This is a genomic window from Iodidimonas nitroreducens (assembly GCA_000710935.1).
Classification (GTDB): domain Bacteria; phylum Pseudomonadota; class Alphaproteobacteria; order Sphingomonadales; family Rhodothalassiaceae; genus Iodidimonas; species Iodidimonas nitroreducens.
In genome coordinates this window covers 183,634-206,071 of the sequence record BAYV01000015.1, presented here as the reverse complement: position 1 = coordinate 206,071, position 22,438 = coordinate 183,634, and the positions used below count along the sequence as shown (strand labels likewise).

The window sequence follows — 22,438 nt, the reverse complement described above, 5'->3', positions numbered from 1 at the left end:
TCAGGCTTTGGGGTGAACCATATCCGCCGGGCGCACCGCCTGATCGAATTCCTCGGCGCTGACATAGCCAAGTTTCAAGGCCGCTTCTTTTAAAGTGGTGCCGTTTTTATGGGCATCTTTCGCCACTTTGGTGGCCTTGTCATAGCCAATGCTGGGGGCAAGGGCGGTGACCAGCATCAGCGATTCATTGAGCAGGGCATCAATGCGATCTTCATTGGCGGTGATCCCCTGAGCACAGCGATCAGTGAAGGACCGCGCCCCATCGGCCAAAAGGCGGATCGATTGCAAAAGATTATAGATCATCACCGGCTTGAAAACATTCAACTCCATATGGCCATTCGATCCGGCGATGGTGATGGTCATGTGATTGCCCATCACCTGCGTGCAGACCATGGTCAGGGCTTCGCATTGGGTGGGGTTCACCTTGCCCGGCATGATCGATGAGCCGGGTTCATTTTCCGGCAGGCTCAATTCGCCAAGGCCACAGCGTGGGCCGGAGCCAAGCAAACGGATATCATTGGCGATCTTCATCAGGCTGGCGGCGATCACATTCATCGCGCCCGAGGCTTCGATGATCGCATCATGGGCGGCCAAAGCTTCAAATTTATTTTCGGCGGTGATGAAGGGAAGGCCGGTGCTTTGGGCGATTTCCTGCGCCACGCGCACGGCAAAATCGGGATGCGCATTGATGCCGGTGCCAACCGCCGTGCCGCCCTGAGCGAGCTGGTAAAGGGCAGGCAGCACATCTTTGGCCCGGCGCAGGGCATTTTTAAGCTGATGGGCATAGCCGGAAAATTCCTGCCCCAAAGTGAGGGGGGTGGCATCCTGCAGATGGGTGCGGCCGATCTTGATGATCCCCTCGAAAGCCGCGGATTTTTCGCTGAGCGCGGCCAGCAGATGCTCAAGAGACGGGATCAGGCGGTGGTGGATTTCCTCGACCGCAGCGATATGCATGGCGGTGGGGAAGGTATCGTTCGAGCTTTGCGAGCGATTGCAATGATCATTGGGATGCACCGGATCTTTCGAGCCGATGACCCCGCCGAGAATTTCGATGGCCCGGTTGGAGATCACCTCATTGCTGTTCATATTGCTTTGGGTGCCCGAGCCGGTTTGCCACACCACCAGCGGAAAATGATCATCAAGGGTGCCATCGATCACATCCTGCGCCGCCTGATCAATGGCCTGGCCGATATCTGGTTCCAGCATCCCCAGCGCCATATTGGCCCGGGCGGCGGCCTGTTTGATGATCCCCAAAGCCCGGATCAGGGGCACCGGCATGATTTCGCCACCAATGGGAAAATTCATCAGGGATCGCTGGGTTTGTGCCCCCCAATATTTATCGGCGGGCACTTTCAATTCGCCAAAACTGTCGCTTTCAAGACGCACGGCATCGGATTTTTGGGAGCCAGTGGCGAGAGGATCAATCATGGCGTCATTCCTTTTTCGTTCAGCCGTTTTTTAAAACAGAAAGAGGCTGGAGTTTGAAACGATCAGGCCGCCCGGAATCAGGCGACATCTGGCATGGTCTTGGGCAAAGAAACCGGGATCAGGGAAACCGGGATCAGGGTTTTTTGCGAAAAGCATCAAGGGTGACGACATTATCCTCGCCGCCGCTTTTGCCCCCCGTTTCGTCTGTTTTGTTGGCACCGCTTTTGCTTTTGGCCGTGTTTTTATTGGGGGCGGCTTTGGGGCTTTTACTGCTTTTGCCCGGCTTGCGGCCCGGGGCTTTGGGATCGGCTTCATCTTCGTGATTGGCGGCGCTATCGGTGGATGTTACCGCGTCGAAAGCCGGGAAATCGAGCATATCCCCCGCCCCATCATCATCATGGGCTTCATCCTCGCCAATGGGATCATCCTGAAATTGCAGGGCAAATTGCACCGAAGGATCGACAAAGCCAACCACCGCAGCAAAAGGAATTTCCAGCCGTTCGGGCTTGTGATTGAACGACAGCCCAATGACAAAATGATCATCATGAACCTCAAGCCCCCAGAAGCGATGCTGGACCACGATGGTCATATCATCGGGATAGCGTTCCTGCAGATGGCGGGGGATCATCACTCCGGGGGCGCGGGTGCGAAAGGCGATGTAGAAATGATGGGCGCCGGGCAGGCCATGGTCAACGACCTGCTGCAATATCTCGCGCACCACGCCGCGCAGGGCGTTTTGAACCATTTCATCGTAATTAAACAGGGATTGTGACATAGTTTCAACTTGTTCCGAGGTCTTGTGGTCTTTTTCACGGCTGCCCATGGCAACATTTCGCAAAAAACATCGTGTTCGGGGCCCTTATAATCTTTCAGCCATAAGCTTACCAGACGCATTATCACAGTTGCACGGAAAAGTCGGCTTGATGGTATGATTTGCCGATCAACTTTGCCACAATGCGATTGATCATCCGCCGTTTTTATATCGTTTTTTTCATAAGAGAGTTCGTTCATGGTTTTGGCAAAATCGCCCCCTCTGTCTGTTTTCGCCGCTCCCTTTTCTTGTTTTTTCCTCGTTCTTTTTTTTGTTGTGGCGGCCCTTGGTGGCGCTGCTGTGCCGGGGGCGAGGGCGAGCGACGATCCTGCTTTCTCAGGTGCCGAGGCGGCTTTCCCTCATGCGCTTAATCCTTTTGGATTAAAGCCCGATCCGGCGGTGCGCTGGGGGCGGCTTGATCATGGCCTGCGCTATGCCCTGATGCGCAATGAAACCCCGCGTGATCAGCTCAGCTTTTATCTGCGGGTGGATGTGGGCTCATTGGATGAACAGCCCGATCAGGGGGGAATTGCCCATTTTCTGGAACATCTGGCCTTTCAAAAATCGCGCCGGCACCCTGATGAGGGCCTTTTTTCCGAATTGGAGCGCATGGGTCTGCAATCGGGGGCCGATAGCAATGCCAGCACCGGATTGGAGGCGACCACCTATCATCTGACCCTGCCCGGCAGTGATTTTGCGCGGGCAGAGCCCCTTTTGGCCGTGCTGCGCGATATTGCCGATGGCCTGCTGATCACCCCCAAAGATGTAGAGCAGGAACGCGCCGTGGTGATCAGCGAGTTGATCGCCCGCGATAGCACGGCGGCCAAAGCTTCGCGCGCTTTCATGCGCTTTCTCGCCCCCGATAGCATAGCCGCCGAACAATGGCCGGGGGGCACAAGGGAAAGCTTGGAAACCATCGATGCCGCTGATCTGAAGGCTTTTTATCAGGCCCATTATCGGCCGGAAAAAATGATTCTGGTGGTGGTGGGCGATCAGGATGTGGACAGGATGGAAGCCGCTATCATCAAGTATTTTGCCGATTTCAAGGGCCGTGGCCCGGCGGCCCCCATGGCGGATGAAGCGGCCATTGCCGATCTGCCCGCCCCGCCGCGCGCTGCAAGCCATATCGCGCCCGGGCTGCGGCCCATGGTGGCAGTCAATTTTGCGCAGGATCGAACAGCCCTGTTGCGCCGATCCATCGCCTATAGCGGGCGCTATCGGGTGGAGCCAGATGATGCGGATCGCCGGGACGAGATATTGCGCCAGTCTTTTGCTTTGGATTTTGCCCTGGCCGCCTTTCAGCGCCGGGTGCAGGATTTGATGTTTGGTGCGGATGCGGGCTTCAGCGCGGGTGGGGCCTCTTTCGATCATATTCCAAGGGCGGCCTATTTTTTCGGCTTCAGTTTCACCCCGGCGGGCGATGATTGGCAAAAGGCATTGGCCGTACTTCGGCGTGAAGCGGACCGCCTGCGCCTTTATGGGATCACCGAAGCCGAGCTTGATCTGATGCGGATCAGCCAGAAAAAAGCGCTGGAAACCGCTGCCGAACGGGCGGATACCCGGTCATCGGGGGCATTGGCGTCGCAGATCCTGTCGTCTGTCGCGTCGTCTTATGTGTTTCGCCATCCCCGCGATCAATTGGCGGATTTCGCGCGCGTCGCCGATGACATCACGACTGATGATGTGAGGATGGTGGTGCAGGGTCTGTTTCACGCTGGTGATCATGGGGCGCTGCGCCAACCGCTGATTTTTGTGCGTCTGGCTGAAAGCGCGCCCGAAGATGCCGGGGGAAAGGATCATGACGCGGCCGATTCTATGGACGGGATCATGGCGGTATGGGAAGAAGCCGGGGATCAAAGGCCCCCGCCATGGGAAATGGCCGCGCGCAGCGATTTTGCTTATCAATCCTTTGGCCCCCCGGGCAGGGTGATCCATAGGGATGAGATCGCGGATTTCGGGATTTTTCGCCTGCATTTTGCCAATCATGTGGTGGCCCAGATCAAGGAAAGCGATCTGGAACAAAATCTTGTGCGCTTTTCGATCCGTGTGGGGAATGGTCTTTCCCTTTATCATCCCGATGAAGCCGGTTTGATGCTGAAAACCCGGCAATTGGCAGTTTTGGGCGGTTTGGGCGCGCATGATTTTCAGGCATTGGCGGCGATCATGGCCGATCAATCACTATCGGTTTCCCTGTCCATTGATCCTGAGGGCATCAGGATTTTGGGGGCGGCCATCGTGGAAGATTTACCCTTGGCCCTGAATTATGCCACCGCGATGCTCAGTGATCTGGCGTTTCGCGCCGAAGCCGAGCCCCTTTATGAGCGGGGGGTGACCCAGCTTTATACCGGGCTGCGCTCCAGCCCGCAGGCGGTGATGCAGGTGGATGGCCTGCCCTTTGTTCTGGCAGGGGATCGCCGCAAAATCGGCCTGCCTGAAAGCCTTGAAAAGGCATTGGCCCCGGATCGTGAGGCGATCATGGCGCGGATCAAGCCTTTCCTGCTCAGCGATTTTCTGGAAATATCGCTGGTGGGGGCGATTGGGCTGGCGGAAGCGGAAACGCTTTTGGCAAGCACCGTGGGGGCCTTGCCCGCGCGCGCAGTACAGCCCGCCCAAAGCCTGCCCATCGTCCCCACCTATGCCGAAAATGGTGCCAGCGCTTCGTTCACTTATGTGGGCGAGGACGCGGGATCGCAAAATGTGCTGTTCTGGCCGGTGCGCGATGCAATCCCAAGGAAACAGGCCCTGGCCCTGCATCTGCTGACCAGCGTGCTTTCGATCAAGGCGCGGGAGGATGTGCGGGAAATGGATGGCCTGTCTTATGCGCCCGGGGCCTCATGGCAGCTTGCGTCAAGCCTTGGCTATCGTGGTTTGATCAGCCTCTTTGCCGATAGCGATGCCCTGCGCAGCGATGCGGTGATGAAGGCGTTAAAGGCTTTGCTTGATGAAGCGGCAGATCATCCCATCAGTGATGATCTGCTGGATCGGGCACGATTGCCCGTGGTGGAACAATTGAGCCGCTGGCGCGATAGTAATGAAGGCTGGCTTTTCGGGGTTTTGGAAGGGTTGAGCCATGCCCCCGATCGCCTTGATCGCTATCGCACCGTGACAGCCGATTATAGCGCGATCACCGCCAAGGATGTGCAGGAAGCCGCCCAATGGCTGCGGCAAACGGGGGCACCGATTGAGGTGATCGTGGAGCCCGATCAGAAATCATGAGGGGGTTAGAGACAGAGGGGATGCAAAAATGAGTGGAGGGCTTCTGTTGCCCGGTGCCCTCCAAACCGCGGGAATGCTTCTGTTACCCGGCGCACCCCATAAACCGTGCTGATTGCTCTGTAACTTAAACCGCTAGGTTTTTGTTACGCTGCAACAGCAAATGCCTCATTATCATTGGCATTTGTGAATATGGCCCATCAACGGCGGAACCATTCCGGGCAGAAAGTATCGTCTTTCAGCACATGTCGAGCCTATTTCGCCCCCATCAGCAAGGATCGTACTTTTGATCAATTCATGGCCACAAAGCCATTTCATGAAGCCGATCCCTGATGGTGGAGGCGCCGGGTACCGCCCCCGGGTCCATAATGCCTATTTCACGCACCGTTTACTGCCATAGTCGGTTGCCCGACAGGATCTATATAGGCATGTTTTGGTTTCTGTTAAAGAGGCAAAGACGGCAAAATCGATGGGCCGATAAGGGGAAGATCAGGCAATGGATCAATTGACCGCTTTGCGGGTGTTTATCAAGATTGCTGAAAGCGGCAGCTTTTCAAAGGCGGCGCGCAAGCTGGGGATGTCGAAATCGGCGGTCTCGAAAGCGGTGTCATCTTTGGAAGATCATCTGGGCGCCCGGCTTTTATATCGCACCACAAGGCAGGTGAACCTGACCGAAGAAGGGCGGGCCTATCGGGATCGGGCGCTGCGGATCATCGAGGATCTGGCCGATGCCGATACGGCGGTCTCAAGCCTCAATGCCGAACCGCGCGGCACATTGCGGGTGAGCAGCGCGCTCAGTTTCGGGATCAGGCATATCGCGCCCGCCTTGCCGGATTTTTTGCTTCGCCATCCTGATCTGACTGTGGATATGGATTTCAATGATCGATTCGTCGATCTGGTGGAAGAAGGCTATGATATCGCCATCCGCATCGGGGCGATGGCCGATTCAAGCCTGATCAGCCGCAAAATCGCCAGCGCCCGCATGGTAATCGCCGCTGGTACGGGTTATCTCGAACGCTTTGGCACCCCTCAAAAGCCCGAGGATCTGACCAGCCATGATTGCCTGATCTATCGCGGACGCCACAGCCCCGATGAGTGGATTTTCCATGATCGCGCGGGCACGCGTGCATCGGTCAAGGTATCGGGGCCGCTTTTTGCCAATAATGGCGAAGCCCTGAAGGAAGCGGCGCGCCATGATCTGGGGATCGTGGCCATCCCCAGTTTTTTACTGAATCCCGATCTGGAGCAGGAGGGGCTGGTGGAAATCCTTGCCCATTATTCGCAGGAAGATCTGCCGGTTCAGGCGGTTTATCCCCCCAATCGCCATTTGAGCACGAAAGTCAGGCGGTTCATCGATTTTCTGGCGGATCGCTTTGCCACGGCGCAGGGCTGGTCCAATCGCTGACCGCAAAGATTTTTAGAGGATCAGGCCGGTTTCGCGCTGTCATTGGTGATGGCGGTGAGGAATTGATTGATCTTGGTCGATAAGGTTTCCGTGAGGCCGAACACATCTTCGGCCAATTGCCGCACATCCGCCATTGAATGGCCGATATTGCCCGCCGCATCCGAAACTTCGGAAATATTGCCCGAAACATCCTGGCTGCGTTCTGAAGCCACCGTCACGGATCGGGTGATTTCCTCGATGGCCTGGGTCTGTTCATTGATCATCGCGCCGATTTCTTCCGAGATCGAGGTGACCCGTTCAATCGCCGAGCCCAGACGCTGATTGGCATCCACGGCTTCCCGCGTCGCTGATTGCACCGATGAAACCTGGCTGGCGATTTCCTTGGTCGCCTGCGCGGTTTGCCCGGCCAGCGCCTTCACCTCATTGGCCACCACGGCAAAGCCGCGCCCGGCTTCCCCGGCGCGGGCGGCCTCGATGGTGGCATTCAGGGCCAGAAGATTGGTTTGGCCGGCAATATCATCGATCAGCTTCACCACATGGCCGATCTTGTTGGCATAGCCCGCCAGACTATCGATCACCGAACGGGCGGTGCTTGCCTCCACGGATGCCTCGCCAGAGGCCGAAGCGGATCGCTGGACATGCTCATTCATGGCATTGACCGATGCCGATAATTCTTCGGCGGCAGCGGCAGCGGTGCGCACATTATCAGCGCTGGAATCGGCGGCGTCCGATACGGTGGCGCTGGTGGCGCTCATCTGTTCGATGGCGCTACTCACATCAACGGCATTGGTGCGCATGCTTTGGGCCGCATCCGTCACCTGTTTCAGGGCGCTGACCACATCCTGTTCAAAACGGGTGCCATGCTGCTTTAAAAGCGCTTCGGCTTCTTCGCGCACCAGTTCATGATTGGTGGATGACATGATTTCGTTCATCAAAAAATTATGCCGGTTGAGCGCCACAATCGCCCGGGTGCGCTCGCCGCGATCCTCGATTCCCTCGATCGATGCTTTGATGAACTGATCATAAAGGGTGGCATAAGCGGGCAGATAAAAACGCGGCCCCAAACCAATGCGGTGCATATAGGCGCCGCGCTCGGAAATCACCTGCCCATAGCGGCGATCCATCCGCCCGGTAAACATGAACGACCAGAATTCCACCTGACGGGCCTTGATCTTGGGCAGCCGTGATGTATCGATGGCCTGACGCGCTTCTTCATGCACCAAAAGCGTGTCGAAAAACACGGTCAGATAGTCATCGATATGGGGGGCGATGATCGGCCAGATGGGGGCCAGATCATCAGAAAGCCGCCCGCCATTGGCAAAGCTGTCGAGCCGGGGCTGCATTTCCAGCTTTGTGGTGATTTCGCTCAATTCGTCAAGAATTCCGGTCGGTGTGGCGTTCGTATGTGGTTGGTCGGTCATGATGCGGTCGTGCCCCTTCAGATTGCACCCTCAATCGACCCTGACTATCCGTGCTCAGGGTTAAAAGCCTGTTAAAAAACAAGGAGATTAAAATTTTATCCTTTTTCCCCGCCGCATCGGCAGCGGCTTTCGAGGGCTCCCTAGCCTGGCTCTTGCCTGAGGGGCATGAGTGGGTTATTTCGACATGTGCTTGTGGTATGAAGCCCGGATGCGGCTGAGATGGCCGAGATAATCGAGATTGAAATCATGCAGCAATATCTGGATCTTTTGCGCAAAATCCGCACCGAAGGGACGGACAAAGAGGATCGCACCGGTACCGGTACGCTGTCGATTTTCGGGCATCAGATGCGCTTTGATCTGGCCGAAGGCTTCCCCCTGCTCACCACCAAAAAGCTGCATCTGCGGTCGATCATCTATGAATTGCTGTGGTTTTTGCGCGGCGATACCAATATCGGCTGGCTGCAGGATCATGGGGTGGGCATCTGGGATGAATGGGCCGATGCCAAAGGCGATCTGGGGCCGGTTTATGGCAAGCAATGGCGATCATGGGAGGCCGCCGATGGCCGGGTGATCGATCAGATCAGCGTGGTTGTGGATGCGATCAAAAACAATCCCGATAGCCGCCGATTGATTGTCAGCGCCTGGAACCCGGCGGATGTCGATCAGATGGCCTTGCCGCCCTGCCATTGCCTGTTTCAATTTTATGTCGCCGATGGGCGCTTGTCGTGCCAGCTTTATCAGCGCTCTGCCGATGTGTTTTTGGGCGTGCCGTTCAATATCGCCTCTTATGCCCTGCTTACCATGATGATCGCTCAGGTCAGTGGCCTTGAGCCCGGGGATTTCGTCCATAGCTTAGGCGATGCGCATCTTTATAAAAATCACCTGAAACAGGCCGATGCGCAGCTTTTGCGCACCCCGCGCCCCTTGCCCCGGATGGAGATCAATAAGGCGCGCACATCCCTGTTTGATTTTTGCTATGAGGATTTCATCCTCAAGGATTATGACCCCCATCCCCATATCAAGGCACCGGTTGCGGTGTGAAAAACGGCTCGGATTTTTCCGAAGATGAGAACTTTTGCTGCCGCCCCGGCGTTCATATGGCATCGGATCATGATGAAGGGAAAGGGGCGCACCATGGCACCCAATGCATCTTATGAAAAGCTGAAGGCAAGTCTGGATGAATGGGAAGCCGAATTGGATAAATTGCAGGCCAAAGCCAGAAAATTTCAGGCAGGCCAGCAAGAAGATTTCAAGCGCCAGGTGGATGAGGTGCGCCGCCAGCGCGACAAGGCCCATGACCTGATCAAGGGCCTTGAAAGCTCCAGCGAAAGCGCCTTCAACGAGATGCGCAAAGGGGCGGAAAAGGCCCTTGATGATATGAACGAGGCCCTGAAAAAGGCCCGCAGCCACTATCAATGAATGAGGGTGGCTTTTGATCGTTTCTCAGGACGAAGCGGCGGCCAGCGATTCATAAAAGCGCAGGATCAGCGCATGGCCGCGCGGCTCGAAAAGATCCCAGCCATGGCCCGCGCCATCGATCACATGGCGGGTGATATTGTCATGCCCCGCTGCAGCAAGCCTGACCGATTGATGGGCGGGCACGGTTTGATCATCGCTGCCATGCAAGATCAGCACCGGTTCCGTTACATCCTTGATATGGCCAATGGAATCGAAGCGATCCGTGAGCAGGGCATCAACAAACCAGCGGGGGAACTGATCATAGCCCATTTCGGCGATGGAGGCGAAGGGGGCAGCCAGGACCACCGAAGCCACATCGCGCTGTGCCGCCAAAGGTACCGCCACCCCGGTTCCCAAAGAATAGCCATAAACATGCACATCCGATGAGGCGATGCCCCGGGCTTCCATCCAATCAAGGGCGCTATGGGCATCGATGAGGAAGCCATCATCGGATAAAGCGCCCGGATTGCCGCCATAGCCGCGATATTCCAGCATCAAAACGCCATAGCCAGCCGCCACAAGGGGGGCGGTGCCCCGCAGATAGCTGCCGATGCTCTTGGAATTTCCATGCAGATATAAAATGCTGGCCATGCCATCGCGAGGCGGGCTCCACCAGGATTGCAAATCCAGCCCATCGGCGGTTTTGATGGTGATGACCTCGACCGGAAAAGGCGATTTTTCGACATCGGCGCGATCAGGGGATGGATTGAAAATGCGATCCTTGTAATAAAGATGCAAACCATAGCCCGAGGCTCCACTCAGGAAAAACAGGGCGATAAAAGCAATGAGCAGTCGTTTGAGCATGGAAAATCCTGATCGAGCGGGGTTATCGATGAAAAATGAAGGCCCCAAGAAAAGCAGGAAGTGCGCCCCTTGGCAAGATTATCACTGATTGTAGCCGCCGCCGAAAATGGCGTGATTGGCGATCAAGGCCGGATGCCATGGCACCTGCCGCCGGATTTGCGCCATTTTCGCCAGTTGACCATGGGGAAACCGGTGATCATGGGCCGCAAAACCCACGAATCGATTGGCAAGCCCTTAGCGGGGCGCAAAAATATTGTGATCACCCGGCAAATAATGGCGGATGTTCATCCCGATATCCTGCTGGCCCACAGCCCTGATGCGGCCCTCGATCTTGCCGATTCCTGCCCCGAGGTGATGATCATCGGCGGCGCGGAAATTTATCGGGCCTTTCTGGATCGGGCGGATCGCATCTATCTCACCCGTGTGCATGGGGTTTATACAGGTGATGCGATTTTTCCCGCTTTATCGCGCGAAGAATGGCGCGAAATTGGGCGCGAGGATCATCCCGCCAGCGATGGCCAACCGGCCTATTCCTTCATCGAGCTGGAAAGAGCCTGATTTTTTTGAATCACAGGGCAGGGAGCGGGTCACTGGCTCGAAGCTGCTGATCAAGATCAAGAATGGCTTCAAGCAGGGTTTCTTTGGCATTCCATGGCAGGAAATGGTCGCCTTCATCGATTCGCATCAGCTTGAAGGGCAGCGCCGGATCGATCATGCGGCGCAGAAAGGCCACATTGTCATAAGGCACCAGATCATCATCGGTGCCATGGACCATGATGGTGGGGGTTGTGAGTTGGGGCAGGCCCAAAGCCAATTCTTTTAATTCGGCCTTGAGGGCGATCAATTCGCGATTGGCATTTTTAAGGGCGCGGGGCAAAGCCCATGACAGCAGAAAACTATCGCCAAGATACTGGATCGCATACACTTTTTCGAGATCGGGATCAAAGGCCCCGGCGGCGAGCACCAGCCCCCCCACCGCATCGGGATAATCAAGCCCGGCCCGCGCCGCCACCGGCCCGCCCAGGCTGTGGCCTAAAATGATTGGCTTCATGATCGGCTTTTGGCCATTTTCGGCAACCAAAAGCGGGGCGAGAGCGGCGGCCTGATCCTTGAGCGAGACCATGGCCCCCTTGGGCTCGCTCTCTCCAAAGCCGGGGCGATCGATGGTGATGAAGCGCAGATTTTTCGCCCGGGGCTGATCCTCGGCATATTGGATGAAGTCTTTCCAAACCTTGGCCGAGCCCGGTGTGCCATGCACCAATATCACCGCGCGTCCATCATTCGGGCCAGCAGCATAGCCGTTGATCCTGATGATTTGCGGGGTTTCGCCGCCAATTTCGGCACTATATCCCAAAGGCGTGGCATCCCATGCCACGCGCGCAGATGAAATGCCCGGTGGCGAGGCGCAGGCATAAACGCCACCCAGAATACCTAAAACGCCAGCGATCAGCAGGGCGATCTTTCCGGCGCTGCGCCAGCCTCGGCTCCGGGCGGATCGGGTCATGACGCCAGCGGGCTTGCAATCGCCGCCTGTAGTTCCTGCAATTGATGGGAATGATCAGGATTGATCAGCCCGCGCGCCGCCAGATAATCCAGATGCGCCTGCACCGATTGCGCTGCCGCCTGTTCCAGCCGTGGCGACAGACCTTCATAAATATCCGCAACAATCGCATCCGGCGTAGTGCAGCCCTTGGCAAGGCAGGTGATGATCTGCTGTTCGCGATGATGGCGATGGCGGATCAAATCCCGCACATAAGGATGCGGATCATCGATCTGCGGCCCATGGCTTGGCAGATAGAGCCGATCATCGCGGCCCAGCAGGCGATCAAGGGAGGCAAGATAATGTTCCAGATTGCCAAGGGGCGGCGAGATGACGGTGGTGGACCAGCCCATCACCTGATCGCCGGAAAAAAGAATGCGATCATCATCAAGGGCATAGCACAAATGATTGGGGAAATGCCCGGGCGTGTGAACGGCCCGGATGATCCGCCCATCCACCGCGATTTCATCGCCATCGCCAAGGGCGCGATCGGGGGAAAATTCCAGATCCACATCTTCTTCGGTGAGGGCGGCGATGGCCGGATCAAGGGGACGATGGCCCATGACCGGGGCACCGCATTTTTCGCTTAAAACCTGCGCTGCCGGGGAATGATCGGCATGGCTGTGGGTGACCAGAATGGCGCACACCGGGCGCCCGCCAATGGCTTTGATCAGCGCATCGATATGGCTTTCGAGCAGCGGACCGGGATCGATGATCGCCAGTTCCTTCCTGCCGATCAGAAAGCTGTTGGTCCCTTTGAAGGTATAATCCTTGGGATTATTGGCAAGAACACGGCTGATACCGGGCGCAATATCGATGGCGATGCCATAGGGGATGTCAAAATCACGATTGAATTTGGGAGGCACTGACTTTTGACTCTTCCTATTTTTTACTGTTCCGCCCGATTGCTTCGGGCTTGGGGCTCCTTATGCCTTGCCATCAAGCACAGGCACAAGATCTTGGTTTCAAACTGCATATAAGACATCTTGTGCAGAAGTGAAATCGCCTGTGCACAGATAAGCCTAAATCAGGGGTTCACAAAGTTGTCAGGGGCAGCGTATCAAGGCTGTCTATATAATCTTGATAATCTTTGGGGCGGGATCATTGATAAACCGTAAAAGCGATGATGATCCCCATGCATTCGGGAGCACAAAATGAAGCAGATTCTTTTGCTGGGGGCGGGTAAGATCGGTGCAATGATCGCCATCATGCTGGCGGAAAGTGGTGATTATCAGGTGCGTGTGGCCGATCGCGATGCGGCGGCCTTGGCGCGCATCCTGCCTTCGGGGCGGATCAGCACCCAGATCGTGGATTGCACCGATCCCAAGGATTTGGCGGCGGCCATGGCGGGCTGCTTTGCGGTGATGTCGGCGATGCCCTATCATCTCAATCCCCTGATTGGCGATGTGGCCGGGCAATCGGGCTGCCATTATCTTGATCTCACCGAAGATGTGGCCAGCACCCGGGCGATCAAGGCTTTGGCTGAAGGGGCGGCCACCGCCTTCATTCCCCAATGCGGCCTGGCTCCGGGCTTTATTTCCATCGTTGCCCATGATCTGGCGCGGCGTTTCGATAGCCTCCACAGCGTGCAGATGCGGGTGGGGGCCTTGCCGAAATATCCCACCAATGCCTTGCAATATAATCTCACATGGTCAACCGATGGCCTGATCAATGAATATTGCAATCCTTGCGAAGCGGTGGTGAATGGCGCGATGCGCGAGGTGCCGCCTTTAGAGGAAATCGAGCATTTTTCTCTGGATGGGGTGAATTACGAAGCCTTCAATACCTCGGGCGGGCTGGGCACTTTGGCCGAAACACTGGCCGGCAAGGTGCAATATCTCAATTATCGCACGGTGCGCTATCCCGGTCATCGGGATCTGGTGAAGATGCTGTTGCAGGATTTGCGGCTGGCGGAAAATCAGGGGCTTTTAAAGCAGATTTTTGAACATGCGATCCCGGTGACGATGCAGGATGTGGTGCTGATCTTTGTCACCGTATCAGGGCAAAGGGATGGCCGTTTCATGCAGGAAAGCCATGCGCAAAAGATTTATGCCCATGCCTTGGGCGGACGGGTGTGGAGCGGGATTCAGATCACCACAGCGGCGGGCATCTGCGCGGTTCTCGATCTTTTGGCGCAGGGAAAAATTGCCCAAAAGGGCTTTGTGAAACAGGAAGATATTGGCCTCGATCAGTTCCTTGCCAATCGATTTGGCTGCCATTATGCCCTTGATCAGCCTAATGTTGCCGATGCCCATGCCGGGGCGGCGGTGGCCTGAAGGGGCAAAGTTTCATGACATCGAACCCTGATGACAGCATGACCACCGGGGCGCGCCTTCTGGTCGATGCTCTGATCAGCCGGGGCGCGCGCATGGCTTTTGGCGTGCCCGGCGAAAGCTATCTGGCCGTGCTCGATGCCCTTTATGATCAGCAGGATCGTCTGCCCTTCATCACCTGCCGCCATGAAGCGGCCGCCGCCAATATGGCTGAAGCCTATGGCAAGCTGACGGGGCAGCCCGGCCTTGCCTTTGTCACCCGGGGTCCGGGGGCGACCCATGCCAGCATTGGCCTGCACACCGCTTTTCAGGATTCCACCCCGATGATGCTGTTCATCGGGCAGGTGGCGCGGCAGATGATCGACCGCGAAGCCTTTCAGGAAATCGATTATCGCCGCTTTCTGTCGGAAGTGACGAAATGGACCGGCGAGGTGGGTGAGCCTTCCCGCATGACTGAATATGTGGGCCGCGCGTGGTCAACCGCCCTTGCTGGCCGTCAGGGGCCGGTGGCTTTGGCCTTGCCCGAAGATGTGCTGAGCGCCGAATGCGGGGCTGATCCTCATGAGGCTCGCGTTCAAGCATCCCGGCCCGCCCATAAGGCGGTGCAGGCCTCCCCCCATCCCGATGATGTGAAGGCTGTGGCCGAACTTATTTCGCAGGCGAAACGACCATTCATTCTAGGGGGTGGCGGGCCTTGGACAGAACCAGAAGCCAAACAATTGCGGCAGTTTGCGGAAAAGGCGGGGATTCCGCTGGCGGTGTCGTTTCGCGCCCAGTCGCTTGTTGATAATCGCTCCAGCGCTTATGCCGGGCATCTGGGGATAGGCGCTGATCCCGGCCTTGTGGCGCATGTGCAAAAGGCTGATCTGCTGCTGGTTCTCGGCCCCCGTTTGGGGGAGATGACCACCGATGGCTATCGCCGCCTGAAACCGCCTTATCCGGCGCAAAAAATGGTGCATGTGCATGCCGGGGCCGAAGAATTGGGCCGGGTTTATCAGCCTGATCTGGCGATTAATGCCGCACCCGGGCTGTTTATCGATGCCCTGGCCAATGAAGGCTTGCCAGGGGATGTGGCAGGGCGTTGGGCGGATTGGGGGGCTTTGAACAAAGCGCAGGAGCGGGCCTGGAGGGCCCCCGTTTCCAATCCGGGCGGGGTGCAGTTGGCCGCCCTTTATGGGCATTTGCGGGCGGCTTTGCCCGATGATGCGATCATCACCAATGGGGCGGGCAATTATGCCGCCTTTTTGCATCGTTTTTTTGAATATCGCGGCTTTCGCACCCAGCTTGCCCCCACATCCGGGGCCATGGGCTATGCGGTGCCAGCGGGCATCGCCGCCGCCCTTGTGCACCGAGATCGCCCGGTGATATCGGTGGCGGGCGATGGCTGCTTTTTGATGAGCGGCAATGAATTGGCCACGGCGGTGCGCTATCAGGCAAAGCTGGTGTTTTTAGTGCTCAATAATGGCTTTTATGGCACCATTCGGATGCATCAGGAACGCCATTATCCCGGGCGGGTAAGCGGCACCGATCTCAGCAATCCCGATTTCGTGGCCTATGCCCGATCCTTTGGGATGGAAGGATTTCTGGTGGAACACAGCGATGATTTTGCCCCCGCTTTGGCCCGCGCTCGGGCAACGGATGGCCCGGCTTTGATCGAAATCAGGGTGGACAGGGAAGCGATCAGCCCCACCGCCCGGCTTTCAAACCTTGGCCGTGCCTGACATTTTTCACCGCCATACCGGCGCAGAATAAAACCATTAAACGGAGACAATCCCCATGACGATCAAAGAGCTTTTTTCATCCCTGCATCTGGGGCCATTGGATCATTCTGGTGATCAGGCCGGAACTTTGGCGGTCACCAGCCCCATCGATGGAAGCCTGATTGGTCATGTGAAGATGGATAGCCCCCAATCCGTGGCTGAGAAAGTGGGGAAGGCGGTGGAAGCCTTTGCCATCTGGCGGCAGATGCCGGGGCCCCAGCGAGGCGAGTTGGTGCGGCTTCTGGGCGAAGAATTGCGCGCCCACAAGGATGCGCTGGGGCGGTTGGTGAGCGTGGAAAACGGCAAGATCCTTGAAGAAGGCAAGGGCGAAGTGCAGGAAATGATCGATATCTGCGATTTCGCCGTGGGCCTGTCGCGCCAGCTTTATGGCTTGACCATTGCCTCGGAACGGCCCGGCCATGCCATGCGCGAAAACTGGCAGCCGCTTGGCCCCGTGGGGGTGATTTCCGCCTTTAATTTCCCGGTCGCCGTCTGGTCATGGAATACGGCATTGGCTTTGGTGTGTGGCGATCCGGTTTTATGGAAACCATCCGAAAAAACGCCGTTCACTGCTTTGGCCTGCCAAGCCCTGTTTTTGCGCGCTGCCGCCAAATTCGGGGCGGCCCCCGATGGCTTGTCGCAGATTGTGATCGGGGCGGCCGATATTGGCGAAGCTTTGGTGGATGATCCCCGGGTGCCGCTGATTTCAGCCACCGGCTCCTGTGCCATGGGGCGCAAGGTGGCGCCAAGGGTGGCCAGCCGCTTTGGCCGCTGCCTTTTGGAATTGGGCGGCAATAATGCGATCATCGTCGCCCCGTCGGCGGATCTTGATCTGGCGGTGCGGGCGATCGTGTTCGGGGCCGTGGGCACGGCGGGTCAGCGCTGCACATCCACCCGCAGGCTGATCATTCATCGCAGCATCTATGATGATCTGATGCCCCGGCTGAAGGCGGCTTTCGAGCGGGTGACGGTGGGCAATCCCCTGGAAGGCGCGCTGGTGGGGCCGCTGATCGATGAGGCGGCGCTCAATGCCATGGACAAAGCCCTTGAGCGCGCCCGGGCCGAAGGCGGCGTGGTTGAGGGCGGGGGGCGTGTGCTGGCCGATCGCTATCCCGATGCCTTTTATGCGCGCCCGGCGATTGTTGAAATGCCCGCTCAAAAAGGGGTGATGATGGATGAAACCTTCGCCCCCATTTTATATGCGGTGAAATATGATGATTTCGATGCGGCGATTGCCTTGCAAAATGCGGTGTCGCAGGGTTTATCATCGGCTTTGTTCAGCAATGATGTGCGCGAGGCCGAGCTTTATCTGTCCGCCACTGGATCGGATTGCGGGATTGCCAATATCAATATCGGCACCTCGGGCGCTGAAATCGGCGGCGCTTTTGGCGGCGAGAAAGAGACCGGCGGGGGCCGCGAATCGGGCTCTGATGCGTGGCGGGTTTATATGCGTCGGCAAACCTCCACGGTGAATTATTCCACTCAGTTGCCTTTGGCCCAAGGCATCAGCTTCGAGCTTTGAGCGGGCCGCAGGCTGCCGCCGTTTCTCGATAAGGTGATCGAACCCGCCAAACTCTTGTTTCAAAGCCAACGCATCATAGCTTTATGATGTGACGGCGAACAGGGAGAGCTATGATGATCAGGCAATGTGGCCTATCCGGGCGCCTAATGGGTCGCGCTGTTTTTTATGGCGCGGCTTTGTCCTTCGGTCTTTTGGTTTCAGGCGCTCATGGCTGGGCGCAAGAGACGGCGAAAGAACCGGCAAGCGCTGCCGGAGAACAAAGTGACAAGAATGGAAGCGAACAGCCCCCGCAGGATCGCTATGCGGTAATGAAAGGCTATGCCTCGAGCGGTGAGAGCGAGAATTGCATCCGGCTCAGCCAGATCAGGCAAAGCCATGTTTTGTCGGATCGTGAGATTTTTTTTGAAATGCTGGGTGGGGGCGGCTATCTCAGCACGCTCCCCCATCGCTGCTCGCAATTGGGTTTTTATGAAAGCTTTTCCTATTCCACCAGCACCGGGCGGCTTTGCAATACCGATCTGATCACGGTGATCAATCACAGCCCGGTTGCGGGCACGACCTGCGGCCTTGGCCTGTTTCAAGCTTATGAAAAAGCCGAACAGCCGCAGGATTGAGCAGCGGATCAGGTATCAAGGAAGCTTCTGAGCTTTCTGGATCGGCTGGGATGTTTCAGCTTGCGCAGGGCCTTGGCTTCGATCTGGCGGATGCGTTCGCGGGTCACCGAAAATTGCTGGCCCACTTCTTCCAGAGTGTGATCGGTGTTCATGCCGATCCCAAAGCGCATCCGCAAAACCCGCTCTTCACGTGGGGTGAGGGAGGCCAGCACCCGGGTCGTGGTTTCGCGTAAGTTCGATTGGATCGCCGCATCCACGGGCAGAATGGCGTTTTTGTCTTCGATGAAATCGCCCAGATGGCTATCTTCTTCATCGCCGATGGGGGTTTCAAGGCTAATCGGTTCCTTGGCGATTTTCATCACCTTGCGGACCTTATCCAGCGGCATCGACAGGCGTTCGGCCAGTTCTTCGGGGGTGGCTTCCCGGCCGATTTCATGAAGCATCTGGCGGCCCGTGCGGACCAGCTTATTGATGGTTTCAATCATATGCACGGGAATGCGGATGGTGCGCGCCTGATCGGCAATGGAGCGGGTGATCGCCTGCCGGATCCACCATGTGGCATAGGTCGAAAATTTATAGCCCCGGCGATATTCAAATTTATCCACCGCCTTCATCAGCCCGATATTGCCTTCCTGAATGAGATCGAGGAATTGCAGGCCGCGATTGGTGTATTTCTTGGCGATAGAGATGACCAGCCGCAGATTGGCTTCAACCATTTCCTTTTTGGCGATCCGGGCTTCTTTTTCGCCTTTTTGCACGGTGTGCACGATGCGTCGGAATTCCGCAACCTGCAAACCGGTTTCATTGGAAATTTCCGCCACCTGATCGCGGATATTGGCAACGGCCGTGGCTTCGGCAGCGGCGAATTTGGCCCATTTCTTGTCTTTGGTGGAGACCCGGTCGAGCCAGTTTTCTTCGAGTTCCTGGCCCATATATTCATTGAGAAAATCGGAACGCGGGATTTTATAGGTTTCCGCCATGCGCAAAACCCGGCCCCCCAAAGCCAAAAGCCGCTTGTTCAAGGAATATAACTGATCCACCAATTCTTCGATGCGCAGATTATTGAACCGCACGGATCGCAGCAGCGCCACCAGTTCGGCGTGCAATTTGGTATATTTGCGTTCACTGGCGGTGGTCAGTTCCTCGCCTGCGGCGGCGGCTTCAAGCCGGGCATCCTGCAGGCGATAAAGCTTTTTATAAGTGGTGGTGATGGCCTCGAATTTATCGAGGGTTTCCGGCTTTAAATGCTCTTCCATGGCAGCCAGCGACATATTCGATTCGTCGTCATCATCATCATCATCGGTATCGCCGATGCGGGCTGCGGGCTGCTCGTCCTCAGGGCCGCCCTCGTCGTCAGCCGATGCGGGTGCATTTTTGGCCGTGGCGGCGCTCGCCCCCTCATCATCAGCGGCCTTTGGCTCGGTTGTCGGGTCGCTTAAAGCATCGCTATCGGCGCTTTGCGGGTCATTGCTCGCGCTGGCGGCTGCCACCGCGGCTTCCGGGCCACCGCCCATGGTTGCATCAAGATCGATGATATCGCGCAAAAGCATCCGGCCTTCATTCAAGGCCTGCGACCAGGACACCAAAGCCTGAAAGGTGAGGGGACTTTCGCACAGGCCCTGGATCATCGTTTCGCGGCCGGCTTCGATCCGCTTGGCGATGGCAATTTCGCCTTCGCGCGACAGCAATTCCACCGATCCCATTTCGCGCAGATACATGCGCACGGGATCATCTGTGCGATCGCTTTCGGATTTCACTGTCGAAACCTTGAAGGCTTCTTCCTCATCGCCGTCATCATCGTCTTCGTCGTCATCGTCCTCGGCAGCGGGGGCACGGCTGTCGGGGGTTTTCTTTTTGGTGGTGAGGATGGGTTCCTGATCGCTGTCGCCGTCTTCTTCGGGCTCGTCGCCCTCGATCACATTGATCCCCATCTCAGAAAGAAGGCTCATGATGTCTTCGATCTTTTCAGATGAAATCTCATCGCTGGGCAGGGCTTTATTGATCTCGTCATAAGAGATATAGCCGCGCTCGCGGGCACGGCTGATCATCTTTTTGACAGAGGCCTCGCTCATATCAAGGATCGGGCTATCACCGTCTTCGCGGGCGTCGATGGCGTCATGTGCGTCGGGGCTGGATGCCATTATTTGTGTCTCTTGTTTTCAAAAACGTCAAAAGTCGTCACGTCCATCTTTCATCCTCGATGCGCCATGAGTCCCACCCCCTCATTTGCCACATCATTGCCGAAAGACATAGCCTTCCAATTCGGCCTCGGTGCCTTCGGTCAGGTCATATTCCTGCTTCAAATGAACAAGCTGTCGCAGCGTTTCATCGCTTCCATGATCCCTATAGGCTGCTTCTGCGGCAGCAATCTCATCGCTCAAAGCCAGCCGCCGCAAACGCGCCATCACATGATGCCAGCCAATGGCGGCTTCCTGTGCGGTGGCTTCGGGCCAGGCCGACCATGCCGGTCTCAGCAGTGGCGAACTCATAAGCTGCGCAACAATCCCCTTGAAACCGTTCTTTGCCAAATGGTCCTTCAGTGCGCCTTGATCAAGACCTTTCCCTGAACTGAGGGTGACTAGGATTTCCTGACGCAATTTGTCAAGCGCGCTGTCGGTGAAATCGACCAGGGCCAAAGCCTCGGCATGGCTTTCCGCCAGCAATGGATGGTTAATGGCATAAAGACAGAGCAATTGTTCAAAAAGAATGCGGTCCGGCCCGGGGGTATTGCGACCCAGACGACTCGCTTTCAACTGCGGCGATGCGGGGCCGGGGGCCATGCCCGGATGGTGAAAACGGCTCACAGAACTGCCCAATGATCTGGCCAAAGACCCACTTTGAAAACGGTTTTGGAAACTGCCCTTGCCCGCGGCCCGGCCCGCTGCCCGGCCCGATGCAGCGGGGCGGCCAAGGCGATAGAAACGATCCCGAAAATCGCGGATATAAAAGCCTCGGATTTTCTCATCCGTAATATTTGTAAGCATGTTGAAGACCGTTTGCTCCAAACCGGCGCGGCGTTCGGGCGTCCCAATATCCTTACCGGTGATCAGGCTGCGCCAGAGCAGTTCGGACAAGGGTTCGGCGGCATCCAGAACGGCCTGAAGGGCCTTGGGGCCATCCCGGCGCAGCAGATCATCGGGATCAAGCCCTTCGGGCAGGATCGCAAAGCGCAGGGATTTCCCCGGTTTGAGCAGGGGCAGGCAGCGTTCGGCGGCACGCAGGGCGGCCCGCTGGCCAGCCTGATCGCCATCAAAGCACAGGATCGGTTCGGCGCTCATCGTCCACAAAAGGGCGATCTGCTCAGGGGTGAGGGCGGTGCCCAAAGGGGCGACGGCATGATCGATCCCCGCCTGCGCCAGTGCGATCACATCCATATAGCCTTCCACCGCCACTACGCTGCCCGCCTGATGCGCGGGTTTGCGGGCATTGGCTAGATTATAAAGGCTGTGGCCCTTGTGAAACAGCTCGGTTTCAGGGCTATTGAGATATTTGGCCGGATTATCAGGTTCCATCGATCGCCCGCCAAAGGCGATCACCCGGCCCTGACGATCGCTGATGGGAAAGATGATCCGGTTTCTGAACCATGAATAGGGCGCGCCGCCCTTCTCCGATGGTTTCAAAAGGCCCGCGTCGATAAGCTGGGGCACGTGCAGCCCCTGTGCCACCAGGGCATCTTTCAGGGCTTCATAGGAATCGGGGGCAAAGCCCAGCCGAAAGCGGCGCATGATTTCGGTATCAAGGCCGCGATCCAGCAGATAGCGCCGGGCCGCCCGCCCCGATGCGCCGCCCAATTCCTGCTGAAACCAATGGGTCGCCGCCTCTAAAACTTCAAAAAGGCTGGCCGATTTTTCTGCCTTCTGGCGGGCTTGGGGATCGGGCTTGGGCAGGGCCATGCCCGCAATCTGTGCCAGTTGCTCCACCGCTTCGGGAAAGCTCAGCCCTTCGCTTTCCATCAGCCAGCTTATGGCATCGCCATGGGCCCCACAGCCAAAGCAATGATAGAAATTCTTGTCTTCCACCACATGAAAAGACGGCGTTTTCTCGCTATGAAAAGGGCACAGGCCCTTCAGATCGCGCCCCGCCCGGTTGAGCTTGACCTTGCGATTGACCAGATCGCCAAGGGGCACCCGATCGCGCAATTCATCCATGAAACGGGGTGGAAAACGCATCTTTGAGTTCATCCATCGCG

17 protein-coding genes, 1 other RNA gene and 1 pseudogene are annotated in these 22,438 nt (G+C 57.1%); 9 read left to right on the top strand and 10 right to left on the bottom strand.

The window, feature by feature from the left end; all coding sequences use genetic code 11:
- Both fumC and AQ1_RS08085 read right to left on the bottom strand, forming a co-directional pair.
- The gene (gene fumC, locus AQ1_RS08090) at window positions 1–1,428 is read right to left on the bottom strand and encodes a class II fumarate hydratase (protein WP_042086062.1); all 1,428 of its coding nucleotides are present in this window, start codon (window positions 1,426–1,428) and stop codon (window positions 1–3) included.
- Between the two features lie 133 nt (window positions 1,429–1,561).
- The gene (locus AQ1_RS08085; RefSeq protein ID WP_042086060.1) at window positions 1,562–2,203 is read right to left on the bottom strand and encodes an SspB family protein; all 642 of its coding nucleotides are present in this window, start codon (window positions 2,201–2,203) and stop codon (window positions 1,562–1,564) included.
- Between the two features lie 234 nt (window positions 2,204–2,437).
- Here AQ1_RS08085 and AQ1_RS08080 point away from each other — a divergent pair, with 234 nt between their 5' ends.
- Entirely contained in the window at window positions 2,438–5,455 is a 3,018-nt protein-coding gene (locus AQ1_RS08080) for a M16 family metallopeptidase (protein ID WP_042086058.1), read from the top strand.
- A gap of 68 nt (window positions 5,456–5,523) precedes the next feature.
- On the opposite strand, the gene ssrA is transcribed toward AQ1_RS08080, so the two are convergent.
- Window positions 5,524–5,904: a transfer-messenger RNA gene (ssrA, locus tag AQ1_RS14870) on the bottom strand.
- Between the two features lie 44 nt (window positions 5,905–5,948).
- Here ssrA and AQ1_RS08075 point away from each other — a divergent pair.
- Window positions 5,949–6,857, top strand: coding sequence for a LysR family transcriptional regulator (locus tag AQ1_RS08075; protein ID WP_042086056.1), 909 nt, complete (start codon window positions 5,949–5,951; stop codon window positions 6,855–6,857).
- 20 nt (window positions 6,858–6,877) lie between these two features.
- Here the strand turns inward: AQ1_RS08075 and AQ1_RS15445 are convergent, their stop codons facing one another.
- Window positions 6,878–7,777, bottom strand: a complete 900-nt coding sequence (locus AQ1_RS15445) for a methyl-accepting chemotaxis protein (protein ID WP_462687117.1) — start codon at window positions 7,775–7,777, stop codon at window positions 6,878–6,880.
- Window positions 7,778–8,200: pseudogene (locus tag AQ1_RS15440) on the bottom strand (protoglobin domain-containing protein); the annotation flags it as partial.
- Window positions 8,201–8,524: 324 nt separating this feature from the next.
- Between AQ1_RS15440 and AQ1_RS08065 the strand changes: the two are divergent.
- A complete protein-coding gene (locus tag AQ1_RS08065) occupies window positions 8,525–9,319 on the top strand; it encodes a thymidylate synthase (protein ID WP_042086172.1) in 795 nt (264 codons plus the stop codon).
- A 69-nt stretch (window positions 9,320–9,388) separates the two neighbouring features.
- Window positions 9,389–9,697, top strand: a complete 309-nt coding sequence (locus AQ1_RS08060) for a sll1863 family stress response protein (protein WP_052371114.1) — start codon at window positions 9,389–9,391, stop codon at window positions 9,695–9,697.
- 24 nt (window positions 9,698–9,721) lie between these two features.
- Here AQ1_RS08060 and AQ1_RS14495 read toward each other — a convergent pair whose 3' ends face one another.
- A complete protein-coding gene (locus AQ1_RS14495) occupies window positions 9,722–10,540 on the bottom strand; it encodes an alpha/beta hydrolase (protein WP_052371113.1) in 819 nt (272 codons plus the stop codon).
- A 60-nt stretch (window positions 10,541–10,600) separates the two neighbouring features.
- Between AQ1_RS14495 and AQ1_RS08050 the strand changes: the two genes are divergently transcribed.
- On the top strand, window positions 10,601–11,098 hold the full coding sequence (locus AQ1_RS08050; protein ID WP_390624388.1) for a dihydrofolate reductase: 498 nt from the start codon (window positions 10,601–10,603) through the stop codon (window positions 11,096–11,098).
- Window positions 11,099–11,108: 10 nt separating this feature from the next.
- On the opposite strand, the gene AQ1_RS08045 is transcribed toward AQ1_RS08050, so the two are convergent.
- Together AQ1_RS08045 and AQ1_RS08040 are read right to left on the bottom strand one after the other, a co-directional pair.
- The gene (locus tag AQ1_RS08045) at window positions 11,109–12,044 is read right to left on the bottom strand and encodes an alpha/beta fold hydrolase (RefSeq protein ID WP_052371112.1); all 936 of its coding nucleotides are present in this window, start codon (window positions 12,042–12,044) and stop codon (window positions 11,109–11,111) included.
- Entirely contained in the window at window positions 12,041–12,946 is a 906-nt protein-coding gene (locus AQ1_RS08040; RefSeq protein WP_042086052.1) for an MBL fold metallo-hydrolase, read from the bottom strand. The genes AQ1_RS08045 and AQ1_RS08040 overlap by 4 nt, the downstream gene beginning before the upstream one ends.
- A gap of 288 nt (window positions 12,947–13,234) precedes the next feature.
- On the opposite strand from AQ1_RS08040, the gene AQ1_RS08035 reads away from it, so the two are divergent.
- The 4 genes from AQ1_RS08035 to AQ1_RS14490 all read left to right on the top strand — a co-directional run bounded on the left by AQ1_RS08035 (window position 13,235) and on the right by AQ1_RS14490 (window position 18,249).
- Window positions 13,235–14,356, top strand: a complete 1,122-nt coding sequence (locus AQ1_RS08035; protein ID WP_042086050.1) for a saccharopine dehydrogenase family protein — start codon at window positions 13,235–13,237, stop codon at window positions 14,354–14,356.
- A gap of 14 nt (window positions 14,357–14,370) precedes the next feature.
- Window positions 14,371–16,074 carry a thiamine pyrophosphate-dependent enzyme gene (locus AQ1_RS08030; RefSeq protein WP_042086049.1) on the top strand — a complete coding sequence of 568 codons (1,704 nt, stop codon included), beginning with the start codon at window positions 14,371–14,373 and terminating at the stop codon, window positions 16,072–16,074.
- A gap of 55 nt (window positions 16,075–16,129) precedes the next feature.
- Entirely contained in the window at window positions 16,130–17,635 is a 1,506-nt protein-coding gene (gene amaB / locus AQ1_RS08025) for an L-piperidine-6-carboxylate dehydrogenase (protein ID WP_081837179.1), read from the top strand.
- 110 nt (window positions 17,636–17,745) lie between these two features.
- Window positions 17,746–18,249: a hypothetical protein gene (locus AQ1_RS14490; protein WP_150007012.1), complete on the top strand. Its 504-nt coding sequence runs from the start codon at window positions 17,746–17,748 to the stop codon at window positions 18,247–18,249.
- 8 nt (window positions 18,250–18,257) lie between these two features.
- Here AQ1_RS14490 and rpoD read toward each other — a convergent pair whose 3' ends face one another.
- Both rpoD and dnaG read right to left on the bottom strand, forming a co-directional pair.
- Window positions 18,258–20,390: an RNA polymerase sigma factor RpoD gene (gene rpoD, locus AQ1_RS08015; RefSeq protein WP_042086048.1), complete on the bottom strand. Its 2,133-nt coding sequence runs from the start codon at window positions 20,388–20,390 to the stop codon at window positions 18,258–18,260.
- Window positions 20,391–20,483: 93 nt separating this feature from the next.
- Window positions 20,484–22,418 (bottom strand): DNA primase, encoded by a 1,935-nt coding sequence (dnaG, locus tag AQ1_RS08010; RefSeq protein ID WP_042086046.1) that lies wholly within the window; start codon window positions 22,416–22,418, stop codon window positions 20,484–20,486.
- Window positions 22,419–22,438 lie beyond the last annotated feature (20 nt).